Genomic DNA, 2963 nt, shown 5'->3' with positions numbered 1-2963 from the left:
CTCAAGACGCCCGCGGGCGACGAGGCCTTCAATCCCGAGGGGCTGATTCCGCGCGTGGTCGCGGCGCTGAAGTCGCGCTTTCCGGAGCTCGGCGTCATGACCGACGTGGCGCTCGACCCCTACACCAGCCACGGGCAGGACGGCCTGCTCGACGACACCGGCTACATCCTCAACGACGCCACCGTGGAAGTGTTGGTGAAGCAGGCGCTCACACAGTCCCAAGCCGGCGTGGACATTGTGGCGCCCAGCGACATGATGGATGGGCGCATTGGCGCGATCCGCACCGCGCTGGAAGCCCGCGGCGACATCCACACCCGCATCATGGCCTACAGCGCCAAGTACGCGAGCGCCTTCTACGGCCCGTTCCGCGATGCCGTGGGCTCGGCCGCGACGCTCGGCAAGAGCAACAAGAAGGTCTACCAGATGGACCCGGGCAACAGCGACGAGGCGCTGCGCGAAGTGGGCCTGGACATTGCCGAGGGCGCCGACATGGTGATGGTCAAGCCCGGCATGCCCTACCTGGACATCGTGYGCCGCGTGAAGGACGAATTTCGCGTACCCACCTTCGCCTACCAGGTGAGCGGCGAATACGCGATGCTCAAGGCCGCGGCCCAGAACGGCTGGCTCGACCACGATGCGGTGGTGCTCGAAAGCCTGCTCGCCTTCAAGCGCGCCGGCGCCGACGGCGTGCTCACCTACTTTGCGCTCGACGCCGCGCGGTTGCTGCAAAAACAATAGCGCATGCGCATCTTCGAAATCGACCCCTCGCGCGTGAGCGAGCACCCGGCGCTGGCTCCGCTCGCGCTGCCCGGGGCCTGCGCGGCGCAAGGCTATCTCTGGATTTCGCTCACGCGGGACGAATTCCGCGCCTCGCTGCCCGCGGTCCAGCAGATCCTGCAGTCGCTCTGCCAGGCGCAGCTGGTCGACCTGCATGTGGCGGACCTGCTCAACGACCAGCTGCCCTCGCACTACGACTACACCTCGCAATACGACGTGCTGGTGTTCCGGCGCCTTTCGAGCGGCCCTGGCCAGGCGGCGCTGGGCAATGGCAAGGGCACCACGGGCGGCGAGCCGCCCCTTCCCGCACCCTTGCGCCGCGGCCCTCCGGTGCTGCGCCGGGTCGACACCCGCCCCGTGGGTTTCGCGCTGTTCGACCGCGTGCTGCTGTCGGTGCACCCCGAGGACGGCGCGGTGCGCGACTTGTTTGCCGCCCGGCTGCTCGCCGCCGGCTCGCCGGACGACAAGGGCGCCCCCGCGCTCGACGTGCGCGCCACCTCGGCCCGCGTGCCGACCGGCACCGCCGACCTGATGCTGCGCGTCATCAACCAGATCGTCGACGGCTACCTGGACATGCGCCGCGAACTCACGCGCCAGCTCGACCATTGGCAGACCGAGCTGATCGATCCGCGCAGCCGCTTCACCAATTGGGGCGCGCTGATGGAAGCCCGGCAGTCGCTGCACCACCTGGACGAGATCTGCGAGGACCAGCGCGCGGCCATCCAGGACTGGATCGACTCGCTCGAGACGCTGCCCCCAGCCAAGGGCGAGGCGGAGCAGCGCGAGCGGGAACTGATCATGGTGCGAAGCCGCGACGTGCTCGAGCACATCGAGCGCGTGGTGCACCACGTGCGCCGGCTCGAACAGAACGCGGAGACCGCGGTGCAGATGCATTTCAGCGTGCAGGGCCACCGCGCCAACGACATCATGCGGGTGCTCACCGTGCTGACGGCCATCTTCCTGCCGCTCAACCTCATTGCCGGCATCTTCGGCATGAACTTCGAGTTCATTCCGCTGGTGCACAAGGCCGATGGCTTCTGGATCGCCATGACCGCGATGCTGGTGATCGCGCTGCTGCTGGTGCTGGTGTTCTGGCGCAAGCGCTACCTGGCGCGCACGCGCTGAAGCGCGCAACCCGCCTGAAAGCAAAAAGGCCACGCAAATGCGTGGCCTTTTTGCTTGCCCGCGAGGGGCAGCAGCGGTTTCGCCGGTCTTACTTGGCGACGGCGCCCGAGCCTTGCTGGGCCTGGACGCGTGCGTCCATCGGGTGGGGCATGGTCGAGACGACCTTGCTGTTGACGCGCGAGCCCGAGGTCACGTTCTGGTCGGGAGCGTAGGCGGTGCGAACGGCTTCGGCTTCGACCAGCGCACGGTCCTTCGACACGGCGACCGTTTCCGGGCCGCGCGAGCCGCGGGTCACGTTCTGGTTGGGGGCCGATGCGGCGCGCACGGCTTCGGCGTTGACTTCGTCGCGGCTCTTGGTCGAGACGGCGGTGTTCACGCCATCGTAGGTTTCGGCTTGGGCGCCGGTGGCGGCCAGCAGGGTCAGGGCAGCGGCGGCGAGGATGTGCGAGGTCTTCATGTCAATTCCTTGTGTTGGTTGGATGGTTCGTCCACCAGGCTCGCTCGTTCATTCGTTCGTGCTCACCTGTGCGGCGAGTTTCCAACTGAACGGCCGGTGTAAATCACGCGGAACAGAGACACGGTGTTTCCTCTATTGAAACAATGACGCGCCGGCGGCATGCACACGAACCGAGCGCGCACCGGCGCCTGCAAATGCCGGGGCTTCCCCGAAAATCGAAGCGGGCCGGCCGCGGAACGGAAACAATGGGCGCTTTGACATGGACAGTCTCGATCTGATCAGAACCTTCCGGGAAGTGGCCTCGCATGGCAGCTTCTCGCACGCGGCAAAGAAGCTCGACATGTCGAAGGCGACGGTCAGCAAGTACGTGGCGGAGCTCGAAACGCGCTTCGGCGTGCGCCTTCTCAACCGCTCCACGCGTTCCGTGAGCCTGACCGATGCCGGGCAGCTGCTGCTCGAGCGCAGCACCCCGGTGCTCGAAATGGTGGAGCTCACGCAGGCCGAGCTGCAGGAGCGCGCCAGGCAGCCCGGCGGCCGGCTGCGGATTTCGGCGCCGCATGGCATGGGCAACGGCGAGTTCCCGGGCCTTCTGGCCGACTTCATG

4 protein-coding genes are annotated in these 2963 nt (G+C 67.2%); 3 read left to right on the top strand and 1 reads right to left on the bottom strand.

From position 1 onward, the window contains the following. Positions 1-738: porphobilinogen synthase (gene hemB, locus AC1DOC_RS27200; RefSeq protein ID WP_478130874.1), on the top strand; the 738-nt coding region annotated here is incomplete at its 5' end. A 3-nt stretch (positions 739-741) separates the two neighbouring features. After that, entirely contained in the window at positions 742-1902 is a 1161-nt protein-coding gene (locus AC1DOC_RS27195; protein WP_436037287.1) for a magnesium transporter CorA family protein, read from the top strand. 88 nt (positions 1903-1990) lie between these two features. Here the strand turns inward: AC1DOC_RS27195 and AC1DOC_RS27190 are convergent, their stop codons facing one another. Further along, positions 1991-2359, bottom strand: a complete 369-nt coding sequence (locus AC1DOC_RS27190) for a LamG domain-containing protein (RefSeq protein WP_278879461.1) — start codon at positions 2357-2359, stop codon at positions 1991-1993. A gap of 259 nt (positions 2360-2618) precedes the next feature. On the opposite strand from AC1DOC_RS27190, the gene AC1DOC_RS27185 reads away from it, so the two are divergent. Further along, positions 2619-2963: LysR family transcriptional regulator (locus AC1DOC_RS27185; protein WP_478130873.1), on the top strand; the 345-nt coding region annotated here is incomplete at its 3' end.

Source organism: Variovorax sp. 01T439_2, from assembly GCF_056398445.1.
This window is presented reverse-complemented; position numbering and strand designations above follow the sequence as displayed.